Source organism: Pseudomonas sp. CHM02 (genome assembly GCF_000612585.1).
Classification (GTDB): Bacteria; Pseudomonadota; Gammaproteobacteria; order Pseudomonadales; family Pseudomonadaceae; genus Aquipseudomonas.
In genome coordinates, this window is sequence record NZ_JFCA01000094.1 from 1 (window position 1) to 8577 (window position 8577).

An 8577-nucleotide genomic window follows, 5' to 3' on the forward strand; every position below is an offset into this window, starting at 1 on the left:
GAGCGGCCCTGAATCCTGAGGGCGCGGTTTAACTGACAGTGCGCGGTGTTTTAATGGGGCTGCTGGGCAGCCCGGCGCGGGGCAAGCCCGCTCACCACAGCAAGCCCGCTCACCACAGCAAGCCGGCTCACCTCATTATTTCTTGAAGCGTAGCGTTAGCGCATCCGCCACGGCCGGGTGCACGAACTTGGTGATATCTCCGCCCAAAGCGGCAATTTCACGGACTAACGTCGAGGAAATGAACGAATAGCGTTCCGACGGCGTGAGGAACAGGCTTTCCACGTCCGGCGCCAGTTGGCGGTTCATGTTGGCCAGCTGGAATTCGTATTCGAAGTCCGACACCGCACGCAGGCCGCGCAGGAACACGTTGGCGTTCTGCTCTTTGGCGAAATGCGCCAGCAATGTGGAAAAACCCACCACTTCCACGTTGGGCAGGTGTTTGGTGACCTCACGCGCCAGCTCCACGCGCTGTTCCAGGGGAAACAGCGGGTTTTTCTTGGGGCTGGCAGCGACCGCGATGATCACATGGTCGAACAAGCGTGAGGCACGTTCGACCAGATCGCCATGGCCTTTGGTAATCGGGTCGAAGGTACCTGGGTACAACACTCGGTTCATCGCGTCGTCCTGGCGGAGTCCGTTGGGGAACCGGATGGTATCGCAGCCATCCCGGTCGGCCAAGTCAACTTATGCAGAAGAAAGCACTATAGACAGCACGAATACCGTGTTTTTTCACGCTGTTTTCAGACGTTCGGCCAATGCTGTCGCCAGTTGGGCGGTCAAGCCGTACACCGATAATTGTGGATTGGCCCCAATGCTGGTGGGGAATAGCGACCCATCGTGGATCGACAAGTTGCGCAACTGATGGTGGCGCCCGAGGCTGTCGGCCACCGCACTTTTCGGGTCTTCACCCATGGCGCAACCGCCCATCACATGGGCGCTGCCCAGGTAGGTGCGGTGCAGTTCCAGGTTCAGGCCTTCAATCATCGTGCGGGCTTCACCCAGGGTTTTCACGTAGCGTGCATCGTGATGCAGCGGCTTGACCGACTTGGCGCCGGCCGCGAACTGGATCTCGGCCATGCTGTGGAACGCGCGGCGCAAGCCATCCCAGGCGTAGTCCGACACCTGGTAGTCGAGCACCGGCGTGCCATCGCCGCGCAACTCCACGCTGCCACCCGGGCTGTCGGGGTGGAAGCCGTCGCGCAGCAGCGCGAGCATCGCATGAGTGTGGGGCAACTGGCTCATGTCCAAGGCGTTCTGGGGGCCATAGCCGCCGAGCAGCGTGCTGGCCAACGCCGGGTGCAAAGGCGGTGCCTCCAGCTTGTAGGACATTCTGCCGGTGGTACCGTCCTGCCACTGGAAATGGTCGGAATAGATCGACTGTGGCGCGCCGTAGAACGGGTTGATCACCTCGTCGAACAGCCCGGCAGAGAAATTCACCAAGTGCAGGAACGTGCGTTTGCCCAGCCGCGAGTGCGGGTCGGGAGCATCGGAGCGCATGAGCAGCGCCGGGCTGTTGATGCCGCCGCCCGAGAGCACATAGTGCTTGGCTTTCACCGTGATCTTGCGTCCGGTCGGTGCCACGCACAGGGTGTCCATGGCCACGCATTCCAGGCTGCTGATGGTGTCGCCGCTGTAGTTGAGGCTTTCGGCGCGGGCCAGGTAGAGCAGTTCGCCGCCTTTTTCCAAGGTGGACGGAATCGTGGTCACCAGCATCGACTGCTTGGCATTGACCGGGCAGCCCATGCCGCAATAACCCAGGTTGAAGCAGCCGCGCACGTTACGTGGAATTACATGCCAGCTGTAACCAAGCTTTTCGCAGCCTTTGCGGATCACATCGTTGTTGGGGTTGGGCGGCAGGGCCCAGGGCGCGATGCCCAGGCGTTGCTCCATTTTTTCAAACCAGGGCGCCATCTCGGCGCTGCTGTGGCCCTTCACCGCGTATTCGCTGGCCCAGTGGGCGAGGGTGGCGTCCGGGGTACGAAAACTTGACGTCCAGTTGATCAGCGTGGTGCCGCCCACCGCCCGCCCCTGCAGGATGGTGATCGCGCCGTCCTTGCTCATGCGGCCGATGCCCTCCTGGTACAGGCTGGTGTAGGCCTCGTCTTCGAGTAGCTTGAAGTCGCTGCTGGTCTTGAGCGGGCCTTCTTCGATCAGCAGTACCTTGTAGCCCGCCGCGCTGAGGATTTCGGCGGTGGTGCCGCCACCGGCGCCGCTGCCGATGATCACGACATCGGCTTGCAGGGTCAGGTCGTTGTCCAGGGCGGCCCCATTGTGGGTTTTCCAGCCACGGGCCATGCCGTCGCGGAACAGGTCGGGTACGGGCATAAACAGGCACTCTTATTGTTGTGGTGAACAGGTAGGAGCCGGCTTGCCGGCGATCCAGGCGACGCGGTATGTCAGATCTTCGGCGGCCCGGGGTAGCCGCAATGCGCCCAGGACGTCGGCTGGAAGTACCAGGCCATGATCACCAGCTTGAGCAGCGAGCCCTGGCCCATGCGCAGCAGGTTCAGGTAGCTGTTTTCCCAGCGGTGGAGGAAGTTGCGGATCTGTTCGCCACTGGCGTTTTCCCAACTGCCCCAGATCCCGGTCAACGGGCCCCGGGTGATGCCCATGCCGAGTACGTCGAACAGTTGCTGGGTGAGCTTGAACATCTCCGGCGACAGGCGCTGCAGGCTGAAGTCGAGCTTTTTAAGGGTGTCTTCAATCCCACTGGCAACGTCCTGGGCGCTGGCCACGCCTTCGAGCAACACCGGGATCACCGCGCGCAAGAACGGCAGGTCACTGCTGCGCAACATGGCAAAACCGCTGGCCGGGGTGCTGCTGGAGCAACCGCTCAGGCTGGCGCCCAGCCCGGCGGTGGCCAGGAACGCGCTGGCGCACAGGCCGATTTTCAAGACGCCGCGCCGCGACAGCGCAGGTGAATCAGTCAGGCTAGGGTGCATTGTTATTGTTATCCCGTGAGTGGCGGTGTCAGCGGACGAACAGCTTCTGGATCAACTTCTGGATGGATTTGCCGTAGGGCGGGTAGATCAACTTCGCGGCGTTCAGGCGCTGTTTCACCAGCACGCCCTTGGCCTTGCTGAAGGTGAGGAAGCCTTCGTGGCCGTGGTAGTGGCCCATGCCGGACGGGCCGATGCCGCCAAACGGCATATCGTCCTGGGCCACGTGCAGCAGGGTGTCGTTCAGGCACACGCCACCGGAATGGGTTTCGTGGAGCACACGGTTTTGCTCGCTCTTGTTGTAGCCGAAGTAATACAGGGCCAGTGGGCGAGGGCGCTGGTTGATGTAGGCAAAGGCCTGGTCGAGCCCTCGATACGGCACGATCGGCAGCACCGGGCCGAAGATCTCGTCCTGCATCACGGTCATGTCATCGCTGACATTCAGCAACAGGCTGTGGGCCATGCGTCGGGCCTGGCCCTGGTCGTACAGCGGGATCAAGGTGGCGCCTTTGTCGGTGGCGTCCTTGACGCAGGCATTCAGCCTGGCCAACTGCCGCTCATTGATGATTGCGGTGTAGTCCGGGTTGTCGGCCAGGGTCGGATAAAACCCACGAACGGCCTTGGTGTAGGCCTCGACGAACGCGTCTACCCGCTCTTCCGGTACCAGCACATAGTCGGGCGCGACACAGGTCTGGCCCGCGTTCAGCGCCTTGCCGAAAGCGATGCGTTCGGCGGCATCCTTGAGCGGTACATCGGCAGACACGATGGCGGGCGACTTGCCGCCCAATTCCAGGGTGACCGGCGTGAGGTGTTCGGCCGCCGCACGCATCACATGCTTGCCAATGCTGGTGGCGCCCGTAAACAGCAGGTGATCGAAGGGCAGCTTGGAGAAGGCCATGCCGACTTCGGCCTCACCCAGCACCACGCACACCAGGTCCTCGGGGAAGATTTTCGCCAGCAGTGTCTTGAGCAGTTCGCCGGTGGCGGGTGTGGACTCACTGAGCTTGAGCATCACCCGGTTACCGGCGGCGAGTGCGCCGACCAGCGGGCCGATGGCCAGGTACAGCGGATAGTTCCAGGGCACGATCACCCCGACCACGCCGAGCGGTTGGTAGATGACTTTGGCTGACGCGGGTTGGAAGGCAATGCCTACAGCGCGGCGGGATGGTTTCATCCAGCCCTTGAGGTGTTTGCTGGCGTAGTGAATGCCGTGCAGGCTGGGCATCAGCTCGGCGAACAGCGTTTCGTCTGCGCTGCGGTGGCTGAAATCCTGGCTGATCGCGTTGATCAGCGCCTGGCGCTCGTCGCTGAGCAGGTCGCGCAGGGCCTTGAGCCATTGCTGGCGCTGGGCGGCCGGCGGCATCGGGTTCGCCGCGTACGCACGACGCTGAGTGTCGAACTGTTCCTGAAGCTGGTCCAGCGCCTGGGAATCTTGCAGGTAGGCAACGTTGGCAGACATGGCGGCGTTCCCGATTGTTATAGGTCTGCCTGGATTTTTAGAGTCATTACTCTAAATTGTCAAATGTCATTACGCCTACGTGCGGATTTATCCCTGCAAGAATAGGCCGTAAGATGCCCCATCACGTGTACAGAAGCTGATCCCCTATGGCACCACGAGTAAAGACCAGCGAGCGCATTGTGCAAACCAGCCTGGAGCTTTTTAACCAGCAGGGCGAGCGCAGTGTGAGCACCAATCACATCGCCGCCCATATGGAAATTTCGCCGGGCAACCTGTACTACCACTTCCCCAACAAGCAGGCGATCATCGCCGTGCTGTTTCGCGAGTACGAAGCCCTGGTGGACAGCTTTCTGCGCCCGCCCCAAGGCCGCGCCGTGACCGTCGAAGACAAGCGTTTCTACTTGCAGGCCGTGTTGGCCGGCATGTGGCGCTACCGCTTTCTACATCGCGACCTCGAACACCTGCTGGAAAGCGACCCGGAACTGGCCACCGGCTATCGGCGCTTTTCCCAGCGCTGCCTGATTCAGGGCGGCGCTATCTACCAAGGGTTTGTCGACGCTGGCATTCTCAATATGGACCCGGTGCAAACCGAGGCCCTGACTCTCAATGCCTGGATCATCCTCACCTCCTGGGTGCGTTTTTTGTGCACCACCAACGAAAACTCTGCCCACTTGAGCGCTGAAGCAATCAAGCGCGGGGTGTATCAGGTGCTGGTATTGGAGGCGGGTTTTGTCACGCCCCAGGCAAAAGAGGCAGTGGATGCCTTGTTCAAAGAATTTTACGTGCCGTTGAATCAGGCATTGGAAGAAGTGAAGTAGGACCTTTCCCGAATCTGTTCATAGGAGTCCGTCATGCCGCTTGCCCAACTGATCAGCCCCCAGCAACTGGCCGAGCGCCAGAAGGCCGGTGGGGTGGTGGTCCTTGATTGCCGCTTTGCCCTGGAAGACCCGGACTACGGACTCTGCAGCTATGCCGAAGGGCATATCGAGGGCGCGCAGTATGCTGATCTGGAGCGCCACCTCAGCGGGCCGGTGACCAAGGGCGTGACCGGCCGTCACCCATTGCCGGACGCAAACACCTTCGCCGAGCAATTGCGGGCCTGGGGGATCAATGCCGACACCGACGTGGTGCTCTACGACGACGGCCCCGGCGCTTATGCCGCCCGCGCCTGGTGGTTACTGGCCTGGCTGGGCAAGCGTGACGGCGTGTTCATCCTGGATGGCGGCCTCAAGGCCTGGCATGCGGCAGGTTTCCCGTTGAGCCTGGACGCGCCGGTGATCGAGCCGGGCACCTTTGTCGGCACGCCGGACAATCGTCTGGTGCTGGATGCCGAACACCTGCAAAAACGCCTGGGTCAACCTGGCCTGACCTTGATCGATGCCCGTGCCCAGCCGCGCTTTCGCGGTGAAGTGGAGCCGATCGACCCGGTGGCCGGGCACATCCCGGGTGCGCAGTGCGTGGCGTTCAATGAAAACCTCGGCAGTGACGGCCGTTTCCTGCCAGCCGATCAACTCAAGCAGCGCTTCGCCGCTCAATTGCAGGGGCGCTCGCCGGATGAGCTGGTGGCGTATTGCGGTTCGGGGGTGACGGCATGCCACAACCTGTTCGCCCTGAGCTTGGCGGGTTACCCGTTGGGCAAGTTGTATGCGGGGTCGTGGAGCGAGTGGATTACCGATCCGGCGCGGGCAATCGCCACTGGCGACTGATTACACAACCCTGTAGCCCGGCTTGCCGGCGATGGGCCCCTGAAGCCTTGCGCAATAGCTACCGGCCTCATCGCCGGCAAGCCGGCCTCCTACAGGTGCGGTGTGGTTTGCGTCAGCAGCCAGGCGGGAATCCGGCGTTCCAGGTAATAGCTTGGCTGTTTGAGAGAACCGTCGACAAAACCCACATGCCCACCTTTGGCTGTCAGCTCAAACTCAGTGCAGGCTGACAGTTCGCTGGCCTCGGGCAGGCTATGGGCAAACACAAACGGGTCATCGGCTGCCTGGATGATCAGGGTGGGTGTGCGGATATCACCCAGGTAATAGCGGCTCGACGCGCGGCGGTAATAGTCCTCGGCACTCAAGAAACCATGCAGTGGTGCGGTGACCCGGCCATCGAAGTCCCAGAACGTGCGCATCTTCTCCAATGAGCCCAGGGCCTCAAGGGTCTTCAGCCCCTCCGCCCGTCCATCCTGTAGAAAGCGGCTCTGCTTGACGCGGATATACGCCAGCATTTCGCGCATGAAATGCTTCTGGTAAATCCGCGAAAAGCCCAGGCCGATACGGTCCGCGCACTGGTCCAGGCGAAACGGCACCGACACCGCCGCGGCGCCTTGCAGCCCCGATGCCGCGCCGGTTTCCCCCAGATGCTTGAGCAGCACATTGCCGCCCAGTGAATAACCCACGGCATATAACGGTGCCAGCGGTCGTTTGGCTCGCAGGTGGGCAATCGCGGCGGCCAGGTCTTCGCTTGCGCCGGAATGATAGCTGCGTGCCAACAGGTTCGGTTCGCCCGAACAGCCACGCCAATTCAACGCGGCGCTGGCCCAGCCTTGAGCGGCAAGGGCTTTTTGCAGTCCGGCCACGTAGGGCGAGTTGGAAGAACCGGTCAGCCCGTGCAACACCAGCACCAAGGGCGCTTGCGCGTCATGCGGGCCGTGCCAGTCGAGATCGAGAAAGTCGCCATCTGCCAGCCACAGGCGTTCGCGTTGGCGTTCGAGATGAGTAGTGGGGCGCCACAGCGGCCCCCACAGCGTCTGTAGATGGGGGTTGCCGAGGCCGAAGGCGGGGGTGAACAGGTCGGAAGAAGGGGGCATGACACTCTCTGCTGCGGATGCATTTAACTGTGGCGAGCCCGCTCACCACAAACAGAGGTCAGGCGGCGCTGCGTTGCCATAGCGCGTAATACACCCGTCCGGACTTCTGTTCCCGGTGCAGTCGCCAGGATGCCGGCAGGCCCAGGGTAGAAGGCGCTGTCTCGCTTTCAGTGTAGATCCACGAATCCGGGGCCAGCCATTGGCGTTCTTCCAGCAGTGCGCACACGGTCGGCAGCAGGTTCTGGTTGAACGGCGGGTCGAGGAATACCACGTCGAACTGGCTGGCCGGCTGGGTTTCGAGGTAGCGCAGCGCGTCGGCGGTTTGCACTTGGCCGGTGGTGCAGCGCAGAGTGCCCAGATGTTCCTTGAGGCTGGACACCGCCACATTGCTGGCGTCCAGCGCCTGGCCCAGGGCGGCGCCACGGGACAGCGCCTCCAGGAACAGCGCGCCGCTGCCGGCGAACGGGTCCAGCACTTTGGCGCCCGCGATGTACGGCGCAAGCCAGTTGAACAGGGTTTCACGCACGCGGTCCGGCGTCGGGCGCAGGCCTACGACATCGGGGAAGCTCAGCTTGCGGCTGCGCCATTCGCCGCCAATGATGCGCAGCTGGCCCACACCGTTATGGACGTTGTGGACAGGTTTTTTCGGGCGAGATGAACTGGCCATTAATGCTCCGGAACCCCGAGCGGCTGCTCGGCAGGTTTATCAGTGGGGGGCGGTAGTGGCTTTTGCGCAATCGTCGGGCCGGCGGTCACGATGACCATCTTGTCGGCGCTCAAGTGTTTGTTCAATGCAGCCTTGACCTGCTCTACGGTCAGGGCCTGGGATTGTTTCATGAAATCTTCCAGATAGCTCAGCGGCAGGTTGTAGAAACCCATGGCGCCCAACTGCCCGACGATATCGGCGTTGCTGGCGGTAGACAGCGGGAAGCTGCCGGCCAGCTCGCGCTTGGCGTCATCCAGTTCCTTTTGCGTCGGGCCCGTCTTGAGGTAGTCGGCCACCACGTCCTCGACCAGGCGCAAAGTGCCGCCGCTCATTTCCGCGCGGGTTTGCAGGTTGATCATGAACGGGCCGCGTACCTGCATCGGCGAGAAGCCGGAGTACACACCGTAGGTCAGGCCGCGTTTCTCGCGCACTTCACTCATCAAGCGGGTGCCGAAACCACCACCGCCGAGGATCTGGTTGCCCAGCGACAAGGCGGCGTAGTCCGGGTCGGCGCGGTCGATGCCCAGTTGCGCGAACAGCAGATGCGTCTGCTTGGACGGGAACTCGATACGGCTCAACCCTGGTTTGGGTTCGGTCGGCTGGGCGATTTTTGCCAGCGCCGGGCCCTTGGGCAGCGATGCGGAAACCTTGGCCGTCATGGCTTCGGCTTCGG

At 62.3% G+C, this 8577-nt stretch carries 9 protein-coding genes; 2 read left to right on the top strand and 7 right to left on the bottom strand.

Features of this window, described 5'->3' with window-relative positions; translation table 11 throughout:
- Nucleotides 1-135 precede the first annotated feature (135 nt).
- The 4 genes from coaD to BM70_RS0130640 form a co-directional block, all read right to left on the bottom strand.
- Nucleotides 136-615 (bottom strand): pantetheine-phosphate adenylyltransferase, encoded by a 480-nt coding sequence (gene coaD, locus BM70_RS0130625; protein ID WP_003176711.1) that lies wholly within the window; start codon nucleotides 613-615, stop codon nucleotides 136-138.
- A 114-nt stretch (nucleotides 616-729) separates the two neighbouring features.
- Complete coding sequence (locus BM70_RS0130630) at nucleotides 730-2325, bottom strand: GMC family oxidoreductase (protein ID WP_025859547.1); 1596 nt, start codon at nucleotides 2323-2325, stop codon at nucleotides 730-732.
- 71 nt (nucleotides 2326-2396) lie between these two features.
- A complete protein-coding gene (locus BM70_RS0130635) occupies nucleotides 2397-2942 on the bottom strand; it encodes a hypothetical protein (RefSeq protein WP_025859548.1) in 546 nt (181 codons plus the stop codon).
- Between the two features lie 28 nt (nucleotides 2943-2970).
- Complete coding sequence (locus BM70_RS0130640) at nucleotides 2971-4398, bottom strand: coniferyl aldehyde dehydrogenase (RefSeq protein WP_025859549.1); 1428 nt, start codon at nucleotides 4396-4398, stop codon at nucleotides 2971-2973.
- Nucleotides 4399-4544: 146 nt separating this feature from the next.
- On the opposite strand from BM70_RS0130640, the gene BM70_RS0130645 reads away from it, so the two are divergent.
- A complete protein-coding gene (locus BM70_RS0130645) occupies nucleotides 4545-5216 on the top strand; it encodes a TetR/AcrR family transcriptional regulator (RefSeq protein WP_025859550.1) in 672 nt (223 codons plus the stop codon).
- A 33-nt stretch (nucleotides 5217-5249) separates the two neighbouring features.
- On the top strand, nucleotides 5250-6104 hold the full coding sequence (locus BM70_RS0130650; protein ID WP_025859551.1) for a sulfurtransferase: 855 nt from the start codon (nucleotides 5250-5252) through the stop codon (nucleotides 6102-6104).
- A gap of 89 nt (nucleotides 6105-6193) precedes the next feature.
- On the opposite strand, the gene BM70_RS0130655 is transcribed toward BM70_RS0130650, so the two are convergent.
- From BM70_RS0130655 to BM70_RS0130665, 3 genes are all read right to left on the bottom strand, one after another.
- A complete protein-coding gene (locus BM70_RS0130655) occupies nucleotides 6194-7198 on the bottom strand; it encodes a hydrolase (RefSeq protein ID WP_025859552.1) in 1005 nt (334 codons plus the stop codon).
- Nucleotides 7199-7256: 58 nt separating this feature from the next.
- The gene (gene rsmD, locus BM70_RS0130660; protein ID WP_025859553.1) at nucleotides 7257-7865 is read right to left on the bottom strand and encodes a 16S rRNA (guanine(966)-N(2))-methyltransferase RsmD; all 609 of its coding nucleotides are present in this window, start codon (nucleotides 7863-7865) and stop codon (nucleotides 7257-7259) included.
- On the bottom strand, nucleotides 7865-8577 hold a 713-nt coding region (locus tag BM70_RS0130665; RefSeq protein WP_025859554.1), incomplete at its 5' end, for a pitrilysin family protein. The genes BM70_RS0130665 and rsmD, both read right to left, overlap by 1 nt.